This is a genomic window from Variovorax paradoxus (assembly GCF_030811855.1).
In the GTDB taxonomy this organism is placed as follows: Bacteria; Pseudomonadota; Gammaproteobacteria; order Burkholderiales; family Burkholderiaceae_C; genus Variovorax; species Variovorax paradoxus_L.
Genome location: NZ_JAUSRN010000005.1, coordinates 338,647 through 356,414 on the forward strand (window position 1 = coordinate 338,647; position 17,768 = coordinate 356,414).

General features: G+C 64.6%; 15 protein-coding genes and 1 pseudogene. 8 read left to right on the forward strand and 8 right to left on the reverse strand.

The annotated features are described in order from the left end of the window. Nucleotides 1-48 precede the first annotated feature (48 nt). Complete coding sequence (gene metK, locus J2X92_RS13020; RefSeq protein ID WP_145740980.1) at nucleotides 49-1,230, forward strand: methionine adenosyltransferase; 1,182 nt, start codon at nucleotides 49-51, stop codon at nucleotides 1,228-1,230. Nucleotides 1,231-1,303: 73 nt separating this feature from the next. On the opposite strand, the gene J2X92_RS13025 is transcribed toward metK, so the two are convergent. Genes J2X92_RS13025 through J2X92_RS13035 form a run of 3 tightly spaced genes read right to left on the reverse strand, consistent with a single transcriptional unit; the run spans nucleotide 1,304 to nucleotide 4,791 of the window. Next, nucleotides 1,304-1,483: a hypothetical protein gene (locus J2X92_RS13025; RefSeq protein ID WP_307576241.1), complete on the reverse strand. Its 180-nt coding sequence runs from the start codon at nucleotides 1,481-1,483 to the stop codon at nucleotides 1,304-1,306. Next, entirely contained in the window at nucleotides 1,480-2,658 is a 1,179-nt protein-coding gene (locus tag J2X92_RS13030) for a PepSY-associated TM helix domain-containing protein (RefSeq protein WP_307576242.1), read from the reverse strand. Before J2X92_RS13030 ends, J2X92_RS13025 begins: the two co-directional genes overlap by 4 nt. Before the next feature lie 30 nt (nucleotides 2,659-2,688). After that, the gene (locus J2X92_RS13035; protein WP_307576243.1) at nucleotides 2,689-4,791 is read right to left on the reverse strand and encodes a TonB-dependent siderophore receptor; all 2,103 of its coding nucleotides are present in this window, start codon (nucleotides 4,789-4,791) and stop codon (nucleotides 2,689-2,691) included. Nucleotides 4,792-4,965: 174 nt separating this feature from the next. Between J2X92_RS13035 and J2X92_RS13040 the strand changes: the two genes are divergently transcribed. The 5 genes and pseudogenes from J2X92_RS13040 to J2X92_RS13060 all read left to right on the forward strand — a co-directional run. Beyond that, a complete protein-coding gene (locus tag J2X92_RS13040; RefSeq protein ID WP_307576244.1) occupies nucleotides 4,966-6,573 on the forward strand; it encodes a phospholipase D family protein in 1,608 nt (535 codons plus the stop codon). Between the two features lie 104 nt (nucleotides 6,574-6,677). Next, nucleotides 6,678-8,786, forward strand: a complete 2,109-nt coding sequence (locus J2X92_RS13045; RefSeq protein ID WP_307576246.1) for a TonB-dependent siderophore receptor — start codon at nucleotides 6,678-6,680, stop codon at nucleotides 8,784-8,786. A gap of 35 nt (nucleotides 8,787-8,821) precedes the next feature. Next, a complete protein-coding gene (locus tag J2X92_RS13050; RefSeq protein ID WP_307576247.1) occupies nucleotides 8,822-9,568 on the forward strand; it encodes a DUF4198 domain-containing protein in 747 nt (248 codons plus the stop codon). Nucleotides 9,569-9,737: 169 nt separating this feature from the next. Then, nucleotides 9,738-10,169 (forward strand): VOC family protein, encoded by a 432-nt coding sequence (locus J2X92_RS13055; RefSeq protein WP_307576248.1) that lies wholly within the window; start codon nucleotides 9,738-9,740, stop codon nucleotides 10,167-10,169. 88 nt (nucleotides 10,170-10,257) lie between these two features. Then, nucleotides 10,258-10,560: pseudogene (locus J2X92_RS13060) on the forward strand (transporter substrate-binding domain-containing protein); the annotation flags it as partial. A 39-nt stretch (nucleotides 10,561-10,599) separates the two neighbouring features. Here the strand turns inward: J2X92_RS13060 and J2X92_RS13065 are convergent. Then, nucleotides 10,600-11,229, reverse strand: a complete 630-nt coding sequence (locus J2X92_RS13065; protein WP_307576249.1) for an NAD-dependent epimerase/dehydratase family protein — start codon at nucleotides 11,227-11,229, stop codon at nucleotides 10,600-10,602. A 269-nt stretch (nucleotides 11,230-11,498) separates the two neighbouring features. On the opposite strand from J2X92_RS13065, the gene J2X92_RS13070 reads away from it, so the two are divergent. Further along, the gene (locus J2X92_RS13070) at nucleotides 11,499-11,789 is read left to right on the forward strand and encodes a co-chaperone GroES (RefSeq protein ID WP_018907465.1); all 291 of its coding nucleotides are present in this window, start codon (nucleotides 11,499-11,501) and stop codon (nucleotides 11,787-11,789) included. 28 nt (nucleotides 11,790-11,817) lie between these two features. Then, on the forward strand, nucleotides 11,818-13,470 hold the full coding sequence (groL, locus tag J2X92_RS13075) for a chaperonin GroEL (RefSeq protein ID WP_021005833.1): 1,653 nt from the start codon (nucleotides 11,818-11,820) through the stop codon (nucleotides 13,468-13,470). A gap of 68 nt (nucleotides 13,471-13,538) precedes the next feature. Here the strand turns inward: groL and xylB are convergent, their stop codons facing one another. The 4 genes from xylB to J2X92_RS13095 are packed head-to-tail and all read right to left on the reverse strand — an operon-like array spanning nucleotide 13,539 to nucleotide 17,640. After that, nucleotides 13,539-15,011 carry a xylulokinase gene (gene xylB / locus J2X92_RS13080; RefSeq protein ID WP_307576251.1) on the reverse strand — a complete coding sequence of 491 codons (1,473 nt, stop codon included), beginning with the start codon at nucleotides 15,009-15,011 and terminating at the stop codon, nucleotides 13,539-13,541. Nucleotides 15,012-15,027: 16 nt separating this feature from the next. Next, entirely contained in the window at nucleotides 15,028-15,966 is a 939-nt protein-coding gene (locus tag J2X92_RS13085; protein ID WP_307576253.1) for an AraC family transcriptional regulator, read from the reverse strand. Nucleotides 15,967-15,979: 13 nt separating this feature from the next. Then, nucleotides 15,980-16,948 carry a carbohydrate kinase family protein gene (locus tag J2X92_RS13090; protein WP_307576254.1) on the reverse strand — a complete coding sequence of 323 codons (969 nt, stop codon included), beginning with the start codon at nucleotides 16,946-16,948 and terminating at the stop codon, nucleotides 15,980-15,982. A 20-nt stretch (nucleotides 16,949-16,968) separates the two neighbouring features. Continuing rightward, on the reverse strand, nucleotides 16,969-17,640 hold the full coding sequence (locus J2X92_RS13095; RefSeq protein WP_307576255.1) for a transaldolase family protein: 672 nt from the start codon (nucleotides 17,638-17,640) through the stop codon (nucleotides 16,969-16,971). Between the last annotated feature and the right edge of the window lie 128 nt (nucleotides 17,641-17,768).

Below are 17,768 nucleotides of genomic sequence, written 5' to 3' on the forward strand. Positions count from 1 at the left end.
CCGCAGAGTTGGCAACGCGCCAAGTCACTTCAAGGAGCTTTGAACAAAATGGCGAACGACTTCCTCTTCACTTCCGAATCCGTTTCCGAAGGCCACCCCGACAAGGTCGCCGACCAGATCTCGGACGCCATCCTGGACGCGATCTTCGAGCAGGACCCGCGCAGCCGCGTGGCCGCCGAAACGCTGACCAACACCGGCCTCGTGGTGCTCGCCGGCGAGATCACCACCAACGCGCACGTCGACTACATCCAGGTGGCGCGCGACACCATCAAGCGCATCGGCTACGACAACACTGACTACGGCATCGACTACAAGGGCTGCGCGGTGATGGTCTGCTACGACAAGCAGTCCAACGACATCGCCCAGGGCGTGGACCATGCGTCCGACGACCACCTGAACACCGGCGCCGGCGACCAGGGCCTGATGTTCGGCTACGCCTGCGACGAAACGCCCGAGCTGATGCCCGCGCCCATCTACTACGCGCACCGCCTCGTCGAGCGCCAGGCCCAGCTGCGCAAGGACGGCCGCCTGCCCTTCCTGCGGCCGGACGCCAAGAGCCAGGTGACGATGCGCTACGTGGACGGCAAGCCGCACAGCATCGACACCGTGGTGCTCTCCACCCAGCACAGCCCTGACCAGAGCGAGACGCCGACCAAGATGAAGGCCTCGTTCAACGAAGCCATCATCGAGGAGATCATCAAGCCCGTGCTGCCGAAAGAATGGCTCAAGGACACGCGCTACCTGATCAACCCGACCGGCCGCTTCGTCATCGGCGGTCCACAGGGCGACTGCGGCCTCACGGGCCGCAAGATCATCGTCGACACCTACGGCGGCGCCTGCCCGCACGGCGGCGGCGCGTTCTCGGGCAAGGACCCGTCCAAGGTCGACCGCTCGGCCGCCTACGCCGCGCGCTACGTGGCCAAGAACATCGTGGCCGCCGGCCTGGCGCGCCAGTGCCAGATCCAGGTCGCCTACGCGATCGGCGTGGCCCAGCCGATGAACATCACGGTCTACACCGAAGGCACCGGCGTGATCCCCGACAGCAAGATCGCCGAACTCGTGCGCGAGTTCTTCGACCTGCGTCCGAAGGGCATCATCCAGATGCTCGACCTGCTGCGCCCGATCTACCAGAAGACCGCGGCCTACGGCCACTTCGGCCGCGAAGAGCCCGAGTTCACCTGGGAAGCGACCACGCAAGCAGCGGCGCTGCGCGCCGCGGCTGGCCTGTAAAACCTGGGGCTCTTTCAGCCCTTCTCAACGCAAATGCCGGCCTCGCGCCGGCATTTGCGCTTCCGGGCGCGGCTCAGGTCCTGCGCCAGCCGTACCACACGCACACGCCGACCGGCAGGCCCAGCGCGAACCAGGCCAGCACGTCGCCCAACCCGCCATCGCTGAACAGTGCGGAAACCAGGCCGAGGGCGGTCAGCACGCCCAGCACGATCGGCCAGCCCCACATGCGACGGAATGCGTGCCGGTGCTTCATGCCTGCACCTTCATGGCAGGGGCCGGGTCGGGCTGCTGGCCGCCATGCTGCGATTCGCGTCCCTGGGTGGTCGTCGCCGGCACGGTATGGCCTCTTTTGAGCCACAGGTAGAGCCCGCTCCCCAGCACGATGATGGTCGCGATGTCGAGCAGCGCCCAGATGATCTGCATCGGCATGCCGCCGTAGTCGCCGAAGTGCAGCGGCTGCGATACGAGCAGCGCCGTGAGGTACCAGGGCATCGTCGGCGAGGCGGTCACCTGCGCGGTCTTGGCATCGACCAGCACCGGCTTCAGGAGCTTCGAGGTGAAGGGCTCATTGCCACGCAGGAAGAAGGTGGTGTGGTGCGGGCTCGAGAACGACGTGCCCGGGAACGCGATGAAGGACAGCTTCATGGGCGCCTGCTGGAGGGCGACGTCCATCGAACGCTGCACCGATGCGCGCTGCGCCACGGGCACGGTCGGTTCGTTCTTGTAGGGGGCCAGCAGCGTACTGAGCTGGTCGTACTGCCAGTATTTGATGATCAGGTCGGCCCAGGTGTTGATCATGCCGGTGGAGCCGACCACGAACAGCCACACCAGCGTGACGATGCCCAGCAGGTTGTGCAGGTCGAGCCACTTGAGGCGCGGCCGCTTCTCGCGCCGCACGGTGCCGAAGTCGAGCTTGCGCATGAACGGCGCATAGAGCACCACGCCGGAAACGATGGCCACGAGCAGCAGCAAGCCCATGAAGCCCAGGAAGAGCTTGCCCGCGAGCCCCGCAAACAGGTCGATGTGCAGCTTGAACATCACGTACATGAAGCCCTCGTCGAACTTCGGCTGCGCAAGGACGACACCCGTGCGCGCGTCGATGGCCACCGTCTTGAAGTCTTCGGTGGGCTCGGGCGTGGGCGTGAGCGTGACGAGCCAGAGACCGTCGTCGTCTTCGGGCTGGGAGACGAACTGCACCACACGGTCGGGATGCTTCGAGCGCGCCGTTTCGAGCACGCTGTCCAGGCTCACTCGCGGCGTGCTTGCGGGCATCTTGGGCGCCTCGACCTCGGTGCCCAGCAGGTGGCCAATCTCGTGATGAAAGATCAGCGGCAAGCCCGTGATGCACAGCAGCAGCATGAACACGGTGCACACGAGGCTGCTCCACTTGTGCACCCAGGCCCAGGTCTTGATCTTTCGGCTGTTCATGTCGTCTGTGCTCTTGTCGAAAGTGAATGATCAGAAGCGATAGGTCGCGCTGGCCACGACGTTGCGGCGCGCGCCGTACCAGCAGTCACCGCGCGAAAGACAGGTGCTCACGTACACCTTGTCCGTCACGTTGTTGATGTTGAGCGCATAGCGCCAGCGCGCGTTCTCGTAGGCAAACACGAGGTCTGCCAGGGCCACGCCCGGTACACGCGGCCCGACACCGAATTGCAGGTCTTGGAACGAACTCATGAAGCGCACGCCCGCCCCGGCCGAGAAGCCGCTGAGCCCGCCGATCGAGAAGCGGTACTTGGCCCAGACGCTCGCCTGGTGCTTGGGCAGGCCTTCGATCTGTTCGTCGGCGTCCGTGTAGTTGTAGTGCGCCACGAGGTCGAGGTTCGGCCCTACCGAGCCCTTCGCTTCGAGTTCGACACCCTGCGTCTTGGTCTTGCCGGCCTGCGCATACACATTCAGCGCCGGCGAGGTGATCTGGTTCTTTTCACGCAGGTCGTACACCGCGGCGCTGAACGCCAGTGCGCGGTCTTTCGGCTCGTACTTGATGCCGGCCTCCCACTGCTCGCCGCGCAGGGGCGTGAAAATCCGTCCGTTGATTGGCGACTGCGGCGTGAACGATTCGCTGTAGCTCAGGTACGGCGACCAGCCCGAGGGCGATGCGTACATCAGCCCGAAGCGCTTGGTCGTTGCGCTGCTTTCCTCTGCCTCGCTGCCCGCCGCGCTCGACACCGCCTTGTCGTGGCGCAAGCCGGCCACGAAGATCCAGTTGTCCAGCTTCATCTGGTCCTGCAGGTAGAAGCCGTTCTGGCGCTGCCGGGTGCGAGGCAATGCGGTTCGCTCGGGCACGTCGACGTGGCCATAGACAGGGGCGTACACGTCGATGGTGTCGAAGGTCGTCCCGCCCCAGACGTTCTCGCGCTGGCGCGCAAAGTCTGCACCCACGAGCAGCGTGTGCTTGAGCGCGCCGGTCTGAAGATGCCCTTCGACGTGGTTGTCGAGCGTTTGCGTTCGGTTGCGCGTCAGGTAGCTGTCGTAGTAGCGGCCGAGCACGCGCTTGAAGATCGGATCGGTGGCATCCCAGCTTTCGGCCCCGCTGAACGCCGCGCCATAGTGGTAGCGGTTGTCGTTTTCGTTCTGCGCATAGCGGAAGTTCTGCCGCAGGGTCCAGCTGTCGTTGAACTTGTGCTCGAACTGCCAGCCGAAGGTCTTGCGCTCGCTGTCGTAGTAGTCGAAGCCCGGCTCACCGATGAAGCGACTGGTGGGGAGGCGCCCGTTCGGGTTGGGCAGCAGCGTGCCCTCCCACGGCAAGAACTGCGAGCTGCTGCCGCTCTTGTCCTTCTGCCACAAACCCTGCAAGGTGAGCGACGTGGCCGCGTTGGGCCGCCAAGTGAGCGATGGCGCGATGACACTGCGGTCGTCGGGCACGTGGTCGACCTGCGTGTCCGACTTGCGCTGCAACGCGATCAGCCGGTACGACAGGGTTCCGTCGGCGTTCAGCGGCCCGGTCAGGTCAGCCTGGATCTGCTTGCGGCCAAAGCTGCCGAACTGCACGCCCACTTCGCGCTGCGCCTCCTGCAGCGGCCGCTTGCTGACCATGTTGACCACGCCCGCGGCGGTGCCCGCGCCGAACAGCATGCCCGAGGGGCCGCGCAGCACTTCGAGCCGCTCCAGCGTGTAGGGCTCGGTACGCGTGGTGCTGGTGTAGTAGCCGTAGGCTTGGCGCAATCCGTCGAGGTAGACGTCGGGCGTGGCGCCGCGCACGCGCACAGAATCGGTCCGCGAATCGAGGCCATAGGCATCGGAGCGCACGCCGGCGGCGTAGTTGAGTGCGTCCTGGACGTTGGTGGCGCCCTGGTCGACCATCTGGTCGCGGGTGATGACGGTGACGGACTGGGGGGTTTCGGACAGGGGCGTGTCGGTCTTGGTGGCCGTCGCGGCATTGCGGGCGCGGTAGCCGATTACAGGCGACGTCGCGGTTTCGGACTCGGCGTTTGCATCGACCTTCACCTCCGGCAAGGCGCCGGGCGCCGTGGCTTGGGCCAGGACCTGGTGGTGCACGTAGATTGCCATGCAGCCTGCCAGCACCGATGCGGTCCTGCGCCGCGCCATGAAACCCGTCATTCCTTCTCCACTTCGAAACAATATTAAGAACGATTCGCATTCTAATAAATACAAAGTCTCATTTGTTTCAATTTCCCGGGATATGGGAGGGGCGTTCATGACTGGTTGGCCGGCCGTGATTACAGCGCAAAGCGGCTACGATCCGGCCGCACGTTTTGTGCGTCGGCAGGCCCCATGCTCAAGCTCTTTGCTTCTTCGTTTCCCGCATTGCGTGGCCTGGCGCTGCGACTGTCGATTGCCGGAATTGCCCTGGTTCTTGCAGGATGTGCCGGCCTTCCTCCGCGCACGGCCGAGCCGCCGACGCTCTCGATCACAGCCTCTCCCGCCACCACGCTGGGGCGCGCAGCGGGCGCCCTCGACGCCGGCGCGGCCCGCGACGGACTCTCGAGCATTCGGCCGCTGATCGAGGCCTCGTTTGCGCTCGATGCGCGCTTCGAGCTGATGCGGCGGGCAGAGGCTTCGCTCGATGTCCAGACGTATCAGCTCGGCAACGACAAGACCGGCCGGTTGCTACTGCGCGAACTGCGCAACGCCGCACGACGCGGCGTGCGGGTGCGCCTGCTGCTCGACGACTTCTATACCGCCGGCATGGACCGCCTGCTGCTCGGCCTGGCCGCGGAACCGAATGCCGAAGTCCGATTGTTCAATCCGTTCGTGAACGCCCGCGACCACTCGGCCACGCGCTGGCTCGAGTTCTTCGGCGATTTCCGCCGACTCAACCACCGCATGCACAACAAGCTCTTCGTGGCCGACGGCGCCATGGCGATTGCCGGCGGCCGCAATCTGGCCGACGAGTACTTCCTGCGCAGCGAAGGCGCCAACTTCATCGATTTCGAGCTGATCATGGCAGGGCCCGTGGTGCCAGAGGCGGCGCGCATCTTCGATACCTACTGGAACAGTGACGTGGTCTACCCGCTCCAGCGGATTGCCAGCGCCAGTGGAACCGCGGAGGCGCTGAAGTCCGAATTCGAAGCCGCCACCTCGCCGACCTACGCGCCGCCGCCCGCACCCGTCTCGGGCACCGACGTGATGGGCGACCCGCCGCTCGGCGCTCAGTTGGCCGACCTGGGCCGGGTCAAGTGGATGCGCGCCGACGCTCATGCCGCGGCGGACAGCCCCAACAAGGCCCTGGGCACCCTCGCATCCCCTGGCGAATCGCTCGCGGCGCGCTTCCACGAAATGACCGCCAGCGCCCGCTCCGATGTCGTCGTGATCTCGCCCTACTTCATTCCCGGCGAAGAAGGCATGGCGCGCATCCGGGAGGGCCGCGCACGCGGCGTGCGCATCAGCGTGGTCACCAATTCGCTGGCCGACAGTGACGAGCCGCTGGTCAACATCAACTACAACCGCTACCGGGTCGACATGCTCAAGTTGGGCGTGAACCTGTACGAGGTCAGCACCGAGCAGCTCAAGCGCAACCGCCAGCTGCGAACTCTGCTCAAGAAAGCCCGCGGCCGGTTGCATGCCAAGCTGGCGCTGGTCGACCGAGAATGGGTACTGCTCGGCTCCATGAACCTCGACCCCCGCTCGGCCCGGCTGAACACCGAATTCGGGATTCGCGTACGCAGCTTCGAGCTGGCCCAGGCGCTCCTATATGCCTACCAGCTGGACGACATCGAGGGCGTCTACCGCGTGGTGCTCATGCCCGACGGCAAGAACGTGCAATGGATCGGCACCGGCGACGTGGACAACGAAGTGCTCGACAGCGAGCCGGACTCCAGCCTGCTCACTCGCCTGCAACTGCTGCTGTTCTCCTGGTTCGTGCCGACCGACCAGCTCTAGCGTGCCGGCGCCAAGGGCGGCGCGTTGCGGCCATGCGCGGCACCTACAATAGCGAATGAGTTTTGTTCTCAACAACTCTTTCTCGAACGCAATTTAAAGTTTCAATGAGATTTCGCACCCGGTCGTCACGCATCGCCTTCGCCTTGCTCCCCCTCGCTTCCATTTCCTCACTTTCAACGGCACAAGGCACCGGCAGCGGACAGTCCGACCCTGCGAGCACATCACTGCCCGAGGTGCATGTTGTGGCCGAGCCAGAATCCGGCGGCTACAACCCCACGAGCAGCAGCGGCGCCACACGCACCAGCACGCCGCTGCGGGAGGTGCCGCAATCGGTACGCATCGTCTCCAGCCAGCTGATCGAAGACCTGGGTGCGACGCGCCTGGCCGACACGGTCGGCTTCGTGAGCGGGATCACGCGCCTCAATGACTTCGGCGGCACGTGGGACAACTTCGGCATTCGCGGGTTCAGCAGTACCGACATGGGATTCCTGGTCAACGGTTTCGCCGGGTCGCGCGGCTACAACCCGCCGCGCGACACCGCCACTGTCGAGCGATTCGAGTTCCTCAAAGGCCCGGCCTCGGCCGTCTATGGCAGCAGCGAGCCGGGCGGCACCATCAACATCGTCACCAAGAAGCCGGAGTTCACGCGCCGCAACACGGCCGACTTCAGCATCGGCAGCCAGGGCCTGCGCCGCAGCACGCTGGACAGCACCGGCGCGCTGAGCCAGAACGTGGCCTACCGGCTGAACCTGGCGGTGGAAGAAGGCGACAGCCGCAGCGACCTGCTGAGCAACCGGCGCACCTTGGTTGCGCCGGCGCTCACCTGGGTGATCGACGACAAGACGGTCCTCAACTACGAGTCCGAGTTCTTGCGTTCCAAGACACCGCTGGACCGCGGGCTAATCAACGTGCGCGGGGTGCTCGGCACCCTGCCGCGCGACCGGGTGCTCAACGAGCCTAGCGACGGCAACATGACGCTCACCAGCAATACGCATCAACTCACGCTGGACCGCCAGCTGTCGGAGAACTGGCGTGCGCGCGTGGGTGCGAGCTACAAGGAAAGCACTTTTTCCGGCAACTACACCGAAGCGACTTCGCTGGCTAGCGACAACCGAACGCTCAACCGCCGCGCGACCTGGCGCCAGCTGCCGTCGCGCGACACCTCCTTTCAAGCGGAACTGGAAGGAAAGTTCGCGACCGGCTCTCTGGACCACACGCTGCTGATCGGCGTGGAAGCATCCAGGCTGTGGATGAACACCGAGATCCTTCGTTCGGGGAACTACCCGATCGACATCTACCAGCCGGTGTACGGAAGGCCCCAGCCGCCGCTCACGTCGCTCACCTCCAGCTCGGACGAGCATCAGCGCGCGAGCGCCGTTTTCCTGCAAGACCAGATCAGCCTTTCGCCGCAGTGGAAGCTGCTGGTGGGCGCCCGCTACGACCAATACAGGCAAAGCATCGAGGACCGCGTCGCAAACCGCAACAGCGGCCAGCAGCACGATGCCGTTTCGCCGCGCGCCGGCCTGACCTATCTGCCGAACGATTGGAGCTCGTGGTATGTCTCGGCCGGCAAGTCGTTTCGCGGCAACAGCGGCACCGACAAGAACGGCAAGGCATTCGATCCGCAGTACTCCACCGCGCTCGAGGCCGGCGTGAAACTGCAGACGCGGGACCAGCGCCTGGGCGCCAACCTGGCCGTGTTCGACATCAAGAAGACGAACGTGCTGACGGCAAGCGACACGCCCGGTTTCTCCGTTGCGGCCGGCGAAGTCAAGAGCAGCGGCTTCGAGGCGGACGTCTACGGCCAGATCGACAAGAATTGGCGGGTGAGCGGAAATTTCGCCTACGTCGATGCCCGGATCTCGAAGGATGCAACCCTTGCAGCCGGCACACGCATCCAGAACATTCCGAGGACGAGCGCCGGCCTGTTCGCCATTCGCGAGGATGCTCTGGCCGATGGCAGCCGCTACGGGGTCGGCGCCGGCATCAACTACGTCGGCAACCGCTCGGGCAACACCGCAGACACCTATGCCCTGCCGGCCTACACCACCGTCAAGCTGGTGAGCTACTGGCAAATCAACAAGACCGCGCGCGTATCGATAGACGTGCACAACCTGTTCAACAGGAATTTCTATACCGCCTCGTGGGGCAATTTGTATGTGATTCCAGGCGCGAAGCGCAGCGTGGTGGCCAGCCTGAAGCTGGATTTCTGATGCGCCTGAACTTCCAATTTCGACTGGACACCCCAATGAACAAACTGCACCGAATCGCAGCCTTGGCCACGCTCGCGGCGGCAGCCGTACTTTCCTCGGCAAGCGCGCAGGCGCACGGCATCTGGTTCGCCCAGCGCTCCGGCGAACTCGCCCTGATCTACGGCGAAGGCGCCGACGACCTGGACATGGTCAAGCGGCAGCCGCTGATCTCCGCGGTCACCGCCTACGATGCATCCGGGAACCCGGTGCCCACTGCCCTGGAGGTGAGCGGGCGCCTGCTGCTTGTGGACACGAAGGAGAAACCCGCCATCGTCGCGGCCGTGCTCGACAACGGCACCTGGAGCAAGACGCCGGAAGGCAAATGGCTCAAGAAGGGCAAGGACGAAGTTCCCGGTGCGCTCACGAGCGGCCACAACCTCAAATACGCGGTGCATCTGCGCAGCCCGCTCCGCGGCGCCTTGCCGCCGCTGCCCGGCCATACGCTGCAGATCGTCCCGGTCGATGCCACGCTGCCCGAAAAGCTCGGGCAAGACCTGCGATTGCGTGTGCTCTACAAGGGAAAGCCCGTGGCGGGCGCCCTGGTGCTGAGTGACTTCGTCAACGATCCCGACGCCAAGCCCTTGGAGAGCGGGGCCGACGGCACTGTAGTCATCAAGGTGCGCAATCAGGGACTCAACGTGGTCACCGCGCTGCTGGCTACACCGCCTGAAGATCCGCTCAAGACCGACAAGGTGGAGCACCTGGCATCGCTCTCCTTCGTGCTCGCACACGCGCCGGAATAGGCGGCGTCGCCAAGATCTATTGACGGGCGATTAAATCGCCAGCCCGCGCCCATCCTGGATTTCCATCGATCGATTTTCATGCTGCTCAGCAACTAAATAAATCATTTTCGATCATGAGAGGAGCTGCTTAAAGTTGCGCCAACTGCAACTCTCCCGATGAGAAATCTCCATGTCCTCCGCAACTGCACGCATCCCGTTCCATCTGGCTTTTCCCGTTCGCGATATTGCTGAAGCTCGTGCGTTCTATGGCGAACTGCTCGGCTGCCCCGAGGGTCGCAGTGCGCCGGAATGGGTCGACTTCGATTTCTACGGGCATCAGATCGTGGCCCACCTGGCACCAGATGAATGTGGTCATCGCCAGAGCAGCGCCGTTGATGGTCACGACGTGCCAGTACGTCATTTCGGCGCGATCCTGCCGATGGACCAGTGGCAGCTCATGGCCGACAAGCTGGTGGCGCGCGGGACCAAATTCGTCATCGAACCCTACGTTCGCTTCAAGGGAGAGCCCGGCGAGCAGGCAACGATGTTCTTCCTCGATCCGTCGGGCAATGCCATCGAGATGAAGTCCTTTGCCGACCTGAGTTCCTTGTTCGCACGCTGAGCGTCGCCATGATCAAGAGCAACACGATGTCCGTGGCACTGGCTGCCATGCTGGTGTCCGTCTGTGGGTCTGCTGTGGCGCAGTCCGAATCCTTGCGACGCTGATCTCCAAGAGCAAGGAGCCCGAGAAGTTCAAGCTCCTGGATCAGATTCTCAGTGTCGAGCCAATTGCCATCATGTTCCGCAAGGGTGATCCGGCATTCAGGAAGGTCGTCGACGACAGCATCTTGGCACTCGCCAAGAGCGGTGAAGTCTCGCGCATCTATGACAAGTGGTTCATGCAGCCAATTCCGCCGAATGGCTCAAAGGTGGGTCTGCCGGCAAACGCCATGACCAAGGCCGCTTGGGCCGCTCCATCCGACAAGCCGCTGGAGGCTTACGAGGCGCGCTGATAAGAATCAGCTCGGGCGTGCCGAGCGGAGAGATCGACCTCAGATCATTTGGTCCGAGCTCACAACATGAACACCCGCCTTTGCTCGGATCGCCGCTTCGAGCAGCGCGCCGGCGATCTGCGGGGCCGGGTTGAGGCGCCAGCGCTTGGGCAGCAGCGGCGCCGTCAACGTCAGTCCTATCACCATCATCCGCTCGCCCAGGCGGAACTCGTCCCGATCTCCGCCGATGACGCCGGGCCGCACGAACGTCAGTGAATCGAAACCCTGGCCAGTCAGCGCTTGTTCCAGCTCGCCCTTGACCCTGTTGTAGAAGAGACGCGAGCTGGCATCCGCGCCGATTGCCGAATTCAACACATAGGTTGGCGTGCCGTGCGCACGTGCCAATCGGGCGACGGTCAATGGGTAGTCGCAGTCCACGCGGCGGAACGCCTCCTTGGAGCCGGCGGTTCGCATGGTGGTGCCCAGCGCGCAGATCACCGCATCCGCCTGCCACCAGTCGGCGTGCTGCGGCAGCCGATCGAAATCCACCTGCGGGCTGAACAGCTTCGGGTGCGTAGTCAATTCGCGTCGGGTGGGCGCAACCACCTCTTCCACGCGTGGATCGGCCAGCGCGAGTGTCAGGACATGGCGCCCGACCAGACCGGTAGCGCCGACCAGCAATAGTTTCATATGAGGTGCCACAACCCAATCGCGGCTGTGATTCTGTGATTTTTACCCGGATTAAAACGCAAACGAAGCTTAGATGGCACGCCCACTCATCTCCGACGGCGTTCGGCAGTAGCTCCAGTCTGGCACCCCCGGCCTTGAAAGTCCGCCGATTGCCCTTATGATTAGCACTCGCTGTAGATGAGTGCTAACAAGCCCTCGCCCAGTCGATGGGCTGCCGGTCTCCCCGCCCGGCGCCCGACCACAACCCCGTTTCTTATTCAGGAGATGCAATGAAACTTCGTCCTTTGGCCGATCGCGTGATCGTCAAGCGTGTTGACAGCGAAACCAAGACCGCCTCTGGCATCGTCATCCCCGACGCAGCCGCCGAAAAGCCCGATCAGGGTGAAGTCCTGGCCGTGGGCCCGGGCAAGCGCACCGACAAGGGCGACCTGACCGCACTGACCGTCAAGGTCGGCGACCGCGTCCTGTTCGGCAAGTACAGCGGCCAGACCGTCAAGGTCGATGGCGACGAACTGCTGGTCATGAAGGAAGACGACCTGTTCGCGGTCGTCGAGAAGTAATCCATTTCCCTATTCGGAGTAATAAAACATGGCAGCAAAAGACGTAGTCTTCGGCGGTGAAGCCCGCGCACGCATGGTCGAGGGTGTCAACATCCTGGCCAACGCAGTCAAGGTGACCCTGGGCCCCAAGGGCCGCAACGTGGTGCTCGAGCGCTCGTTCGGCGCCCCCACCGTCACCAAGGACGGTGTGTCGGTCGCCAAGGAAATCGAACTCAAGGACAAGCTCCAGAACATGGGCGCCCAGCTCGTGAAGGAAGTGGCTTCCAAGACTTCGGACAACGCCGGTGACGGCACCACCACCGCGACCGTGCTGGCACAAGCCATCGTTCGCGAAGGTTTCAAGCTGGTGGCTGCCGGCATGAACCCGATGGACCTGAAGCGCGGCATCGACAAGGCTGTCACGGCCCTGGTCGCCGAGCTGAAGAAGGCTTCCAAGCCCACCACCACGTCGAAGGAAATCGCTCAAGTCGGCTCGATCTCGGCCAACAGCGACGAAACCATCGGCAAGCTCATCGCTGACGCGATGGACAAGGTCGGCAAGGAAGGCGTGATTACCGTCGAAGACGGCAAGTCGCTGGACAGCGAACTCGACGTCGTCGAAGGCATGCAGTTCGACCGCGGCTACCTGTCGCCCTACTTCATCAACAACCCCGAAAAGCAATCGGCGTTGCTCGACAACCCCTTCGTGCTGCTGTTCGACAAGAAGATCAGCAACATCCGCGACCTGCTCCCCACGCTGGAACAAGTCGCCAAGGCTGGCCGTCCCCTGCTGATCATTGCCGAAGAAGTCGAAGGCGAAGCCCTGGCTACCTTGGTCGTGAACACGATCCGCGGCATCCTGAAGGTTGTGGCTGTCAAGGCTCCTGGCTTCGGCGACCGCCGCAAGGCCATGCTGGAAGACATCGCCATCCTGACGGGCGGCAAGGTCATCGCTGAAGAAGTGGGCCTGACGCTCGAAAAGGTGACGCTGGCCGACCTCGGCCAAGCCAAGCGCATCGAAGTGGGCAAGGAAAACACCATCATCATCGACGGTTCGGGCGCTGCTGCCGACATCGAAGCCCGCGTGAAGCAAGTGCGCGTGCAGATCGAAGAAGCCACGAGCGACTACGACCGTGAAAAGCTGCAAGAGCGCGTGGCCAAGCTGGCCGGCGGCGTTGCAGTGATCAAGGTTGGCGCCGCCACCGAAGTCGAAATGAAGGAAAAGAAGGCTCGCGTCGAAGACGCCCTGCACGCTACCCGCGCTGCAGTGGAAGAAGGCGTTGTGGCTGGCGGCGGCGTGGCTCTGCTGCGTGCCAAGCAAGCCGTGGGCGATTCGATCAAGGGCGACAACGCCGACCAGGACGCCGGCATCAAGCTGGTGCTCAAGGCCATCGAAGCACCCCTGCGCGAAATCGTGAACAACGCCGGCGGCGAAGCCTCGGTGGTCGTGAACGCTGTGCTCGCAGGCAAGGGCAACTACGGCTTCAACGCTGCCAACGACACGTACGGCGACATGCTCGAGCTGGGCATCCTGGACCCGACGAAGGTCACCCGCACTGCGCTGCAGAACGCAGCATCGGTGTCCTCGCTGCTGCTGACGACCGAAGCCATGGTCGCAGACGCACCGAAGGATGAAGCCGGTGCCGGCGGCGGCATGCCCGACATGGGCGGCATGGGTGGCATGGGCGGCATGGGGATGTAATCCCCGGCTGAGCACTGCTCACCAACAAGAAGGGCCGCGAAAGCGGCCCTTTTTCATTGCGCGCTACGTTAGCGAAACTGGTCGCGCAGCACCACGTAGAGCGCCTGGAACCGCGCATGACGCATCTTGTGCGCGCTCGCTCGTTCGGCTGACGGCGTCAGTTGCTGTTTGACCGGGGGGAGCTTGCACACCTCGGCCACGGTGCCGCCGTCGGCCAGCCAGGCAAGGCGCGCCGCACCGAGCGCACCGCCCGTCTCGCTGCCGGCATAGAGCGTGAGCGTCACCTGGAAGATGTCGGCCAGCAACTGGCCCCACCACACGCTGCGTGCGCCGCCACCGACCAGCGCGACTTCGCGCAGCGGCATGTCGGCAGGCAGGCGCAGGGTGTCGAAGCCGTCGCGCAGCCCGAAGCTCACGCCCTCGACCACCGCATAGGCGATCTCCGCCGGTCCATGTGCATGCGTCAATCCGAACAGCACGCCCTGTACATGGGGGTTGTTGTGCGGCGAGCGCTCACCCGACAGGTAGGGCAGGAACAATGGGCAATGCACACGCTGTCCAGGCTCCACGAATGCAGCCGCTTCGAGCAGCGCGGCTTCGTCGGCAAACCCGAAAGTCCTGGCGGCCCAACTCACTGCGCTTGCGGCCGAGAGCATCACCGACATCTGGTGCCAGCGCTTGGGCAGCGCATGGCAGAAAGCATGCATGGCCTGAGCGGGGTTCGGCAGAAAGCGGTCGGTCGAGACGAACACCACGCCCGAGGTTCCAAGCGAGACGAAGCCCTGCCCCGGCTCAACAAGCCCCATGCCGACTGCGCTCGCGGCGTTGTCGCCCGCACCACCGGCAATGCGCACTGGAGAGCCGCTGCCGACGCCCCAGCGCACCGCAAGTTCGGGCTTGAGCAACGCCGACACTTCGCTGCCCTCCACCAGCCGCGGCATGTGGTCGCGCGTGAGCCCCGTGGCCGCAAGCAGATCGTCGGACCAGTCGCGCGCGCCGACGTCGAGCCACAGCGTGCCGGCGGCGTCGGACATCTCGCTGACTGCTTCGCCGCTGAGCATGAAACGCAGCCAGTCTTTCGGCAGCAGCACGCGCGCCGTGCGATGGAAGATTTCAGGCTCGTGCTCGCGCACCCACAGCAGCTTGGGCGCGGTGAAACCCGGCATCGCCAGGTTGCCCGCGATCTCGCCCAGGCGCGGCACGGCGCGGGTGAGCGCCTCGCACTGCGCGCCGCTGCGGCCGTCGTTCCAGAGGATGGCGGGACGCAGCACCTCGCCCGCGGCATCGATCAACGTGGCGCCATGCATCTGACCCGAGAGGCCGATGGCACGCACGGCAGAAAGGGCCTCGGCGTGCGCCTGCCGCAGCTCTGCCATGACTTTTTCGAGCGCTTGCCACCACTGGCTCGGCGCCTGTTCCGACCAGAGCGGCTGCGGCCGATCGACCGTGAGCGACGCGCGTGCCACGCCGATGATGCGGTGATCGCCTGCGAGCAGCAGCGCCTTGAGCTCGGACGTGCCGAGGTCGAGTCCCAGATACAAGATGGTGCTCCCCGCTTCAGCCGAAGCGCGTGTCCGCCTGGCGCCGGAACTCGCTCGGCGTCATGCCCTTGATTTCAAGGAAACGCCGGTTGAAGTTGGCGACGTTGTTGAAGCCGACCTGATAGCAGATGTCGGTCACGTAGTGGTCGGTCTGCATCAGCAGATGGCAGGCGCTGTTGATGCGCACGCGATTGACGAAGTCGGTAAAGCTGTTGCCGGTGGAGCGCCGGAAGAAGCGGCTGAAGCGGCTCTCGCTCATGCCGAGCTCGGCCGCCACGTCGGACATCGAAATGGACTCCGCCAGATTCGCGGTGATGCGATTGACGATGCCGTTGATCTGGTCGACCTGCGCATCGCCATCGGCGCCTTGCGCGCCCTGCATCTGCACGCTCGACAGCAGCCGGTAGTCGGTGCATTGCGCCAGGTCGGCCATGAACTCGAAGAACAGGCCAAGCCGGCGCATGCCGCGCGCGGCCTTGATGTTGTCCCAGTGCGTTAGCGCCTGCCGCGACATGCCGAAGAACTCGATGCCGTGCCGCGCCCGTTCGAACAATTGCATCACTTCGCGCAGCTCGGGAATCTCCTCTGCCGCGCGTTCGATGGGCTCATGGCGAAACTGGATCACCCGGTCGCGCCCCGCGGCGCCGCCTTCGGGCACGTCGAGCGAGATCCAGTTGTGCGGCAGCCGCGGTCCGCAGAGCACGAGGTGCCCCGGCTGGAACGGTCCGATCCAGTCGCCGATGAAGGCCTTGCCCGAGGTCTCGGTGATCAGGTGCAGTTCGTAGTCTTCATGGAAGTGCCATCGCACCAGCGGGCTCGGGAAGCCGTGCGCAAGGCAGCGCACAAGGCCGGTTTCAGGGGCTTCGTAGCCCAGCGACGGGGAGCGCGCAATGTCGCGTTCCAGTTCGGGTTGGCGCTGACGGGGGATGGAGCGCTTGCGTGTGATCGTGGTCATGGCAGCACAGGGGTCAGGACTGGGACAGGGCGGGCCCACCGTCTTGCTGCGCCAGTGCAGCGCGAACCGCTTCGAGCGTGGGTGGATCGGCCCCTTCGCGGGTGCAGTTCAGGGCAGCGGCCGTGGCGGCGAAGCGCATCACCTGGCGCCAGGCTTCATCAGCAAGCTGGCCGAGTTGCGCCGGATGCTCGACGCCCTGCGCCAGCAGCGCGACCGAAAGGCCCGCCGTGAAGGTGTCGCCCGCGCCGATGGTGTCGACCACCTCGACGCGCGGCGCCGCCACGGTGAGCGGGTCGTGCCCCGTGCGCCAGAGCGTGGCGCCCGCGCCGCCGCGCGTGACGATCACCGCATGCGCGCCGGCTCGCAGGCACTCCGCCGCCAGTGCATCGACCGGCTGGCCCGGTGCCAGCAGTTCGGCATCTTCGTCGCTGAGCTTGACGAGGTCGGCCATGGCAAACCAGTCCATGACGCGCACGCGGTACTCCGCCATGTCGGGAATCAGGCTGGGCCGCACGTTGGGGTCGAACACGATCACGCGCCGCCCGGCGTTGGCTGTGACGAGGTCGGCGATGCGCGAGGCCGCCGGCTCCTGCAGCAAGGAGATGGAACCGAAATGGAGAAAGCGGCAGTCCGCCGGGAGCTGCGGCAGCGGCTCGGGCGCCCAGGTCGCGTCGGCGCTGCCGCGGGTGTAGAACGCATAGCGGTTGGTCTGCGGCGTGCGCTCGACAAAGGCCAGGGTCGACGGCGCATCGCTGCGAAGGATGAAGCTGGTGTCCACGCCGTTGCGCTCAAGAAAACGCATCAGCCGTTCGCCGAACAGGTCCGTCGACAGCTGGGTGAGAAAGCCGGTGGGTTCGCCCAGGCGCGCGCAGGCGACGGCCGTGTTGAGCGGCGAGCCGCCCTCGTGGCCCAGAAAGGCGAGCGTGCCAGGCTCGCTGGCGGTGAAATCGATCAGGGCTTCGCCCGTGAGTGCAATGCGCATGGTTCTCGGATTCTCTTCTTTCAAGGCAAGGCGTGCGCGTCGGCCAGGAAGCCGCGCTCGGCGTCAAGCGTGGCAGGATGATCGAGCAGTTCGGCAAAAAGGCGCGGGGGAATCGTAATGGCCCCCACGCCCAGCTCCAGCAACGAAAGATACGCCTCGCGCGAGCGAATACTTGCCACAAGGAGGCGCGTGCAGGACGAGGGCCGCTGAGAGATCAGGCCCTGCATCTGTGCGATCAGCGCCAGCCCGTCGATACCGGCATCTTCGAGGCGCCCCAGGTAAGGCGCAGCATATGCGGCACCAAGTTGCGCTGCAAAGTGCGCTTGCTCAGGCGCATAGACGGCCGTCCACGTCACCGGCACGCCTTGCGCAATGAGCCTCGCGCCGGCATCGAGGCCCTGGCGCGTGGCGGGAATCTTCACGACCAATTGGCCCGGCTCGAAGTGCGACAGCAAGGCCCGCGCATCTTCGAGCATGCCGTCGACCTCGCTCGAATACACCTGCGCCTGAACCTGCCGTGCGCCCAGATCGATGCAGCGTTTCAGCAAGCCGGGCAAATCATTGCGACCGATGCCGGCACGCCGCAGCAGCGTGGGATTGGTCGTCACGCCGTGCACGACCGGATGCGGGAGACAGGTCTTCAGCTCGGCCAGGTCGGCGCTGTCTAGGTACAGGTGGAAATCTTGGTTCATGGGTTGCTTGGCAAGAATACGGAGTGTTGGTGACGTGTGCAAAGGCCACCGGGTACTCCCCTCCGCGAATGTCCCCCGCCTTCGGCTCCTCCTTTATTTCGCTGCGGGGAGCACCCGGCGCCCTGTGC

Excerpts from the sequence above, each read along its gene's own strand:
- groL (WP_021005833.1), top strand. The coding sequence starts at position 11,818 with ATGGCAGCAAAAGACGTAGTCTTCGGCGGTGAAGCCCGCGCACGCATG.
- J2X92_RS13045 (WP_307576246.1), top strand. The coding sequence starts at position 6,678 with ATGAGATTTCGCACCCGGTCGTCACGCATCGCCTTCGCCTTGCTCCCC.
- J2X92_RS13065 (WP_307576249.1), bottom strand. The coding sequence starts at position 11,229 with ATGAAACTATTGCTGGTCGGCGCTACCGGTCTGGTCGGGCGCCATGTC.
- J2X92_RS13050 (WP_307576247.1), top strand. The coding sequence starts at position 8,822 with ATGAACAAACTGCACCGAATCGCAGCCTTGGCCACGCTCGCGGCGGCA.
- J2X92_RS13055 (WP_307576248.1), top strand. The coding sequence starts at position 9,738 with ATGTCCTCCGCAACTGCACGCATCCCGTTCCATCTGGCTTTTCCCGTT.
- J2X92_RS13070 (WP_018907465.1), top strand. The coding sequence starts at position 11,499 with ATGAAACTTCGTCCTTTGGCCGATCGCGTGATCGTCAAGCGTGTTGAC.
- J2X92_RS13035 (WP_307576243.1), bottom strand. The coding sequence starts at position 4,791 with ATGACGGGTTTCATGGCGCGGCGCAGGACCGCATCGGTGCTGGCAGGC.
- J2X92_RS13025 (WP_307576241.1), bottom strand. The coding sequence starts at position 1,483 with ATGAAGCACCGGCACGCATTCCGTCGCATGTGGGGCTGGCCGATCGTG.
- metK (WP_145740980.1), top strand. The coding sequence starts at position 49 with ATGGCGAACGACTTCCTCTTCACTTCCGAATCCGTTTCCGAAGGCCAC.
- J2X92_RS13085 (WP_307576253.1), bottom strand. The coding sequence starts at position 15,966 with ATGACCACGATCACACGCAAGCGCTCCATCCCCCGTCAGCGCCAACCC.
- J2X92_RS13040 (WP_307576244.1), top strand. The coding sequence starts at position 4,966 with ATGCTCAAGCTCTTTGCTTCTTCGTTTCCCGCATTGCGTGGCCTGGCG.
- J2X92_RS13090 (WP_307576254.1), bottom strand. The coding sequence starts at position 16,948 with ATGCGCATTGCACTCACGGGCGAAGCCCTGATCGATTTCACCGCCAGC.
- J2X92_RS13030 (WP_307576242.1), bottom strand. The coding sequence starts at position 2,658 with ATGAACAGCCGAAAGATCAAGACCTGGGCCTGGGTGCACAAGTGGAGC.
- J2X92_RS13095 (WP_307576255.1), bottom strand. The coding sequence starts at position 17,640 with ATGAACCAAGATTTCCACCTGTACCTAGACAGCGCCGACCTGGCCGAG.